The following is a 526-nucleotide window of genomic DNA, read 5'->3' as shown; positions in this document are numbered from 1 at the left end:
CTGTTGGACGTCATAGAAGCGGTAGAGCAGCCTGGAGATCGTCGACTTGCCGGCGCCGGAGGGGCCGACGACGGCGACGGTGTGACCCGCGGGCACATCGAAGGATACGCCCTTCAGGATCGGCCGGTTCGGATCATAGGCAAAATAGACGCCCTTGAAGGAAATCGCGCCGGCGGCAACGATCAGATCCTTGGCGCCCGGCCTGTCTGTGACCTCGGCATCCATGTCGAGCAGGTCGAACATCTGCTCGATATTGGCGATGCCGTTGCGCACCTCGTTATAGACGAAGCCGATGACCTGCAGTGGTGCCGAAAGCTGCATCAGCAKSACATTGATGAAGACGAAGTCGCCGAYCGTCTGATTTCCCGTACGGATCGCCAGCGCTGACATGCTCATCATCGCCAGCATGCCGATGCTGAAAATGACGATCTGGCCGAAGTTCAGCAGGCCCTGCGATGTCGTGACTTTGAGAGCGGCTCTCTCATAGCCGGCCATGGACTGGTCGAAGCGTCGCGCCTCCATGTCC

General features: G+C 59.8%; 1 protein-coding gene. It reads right to left on the bottom strand.

Going from position 1 to position 526, the window contains the following annotated elements; all coding sequences use genetic code 11:
- Window positions 1-526: ATP-binding cassette domain-containing protein (locus AC1D0P_RS28105; RefSeq protein WP_477679733.1), on the bottom strand; the 526-nt coding region annotated here is incomplete at both ends.

It is taken from the genome of Polaromonas sp. P1_G2 (genome assembly GCF_056405515.1).
This window is presented reverse-complemented; position numbering and strand designations above follow the sequence as displayed.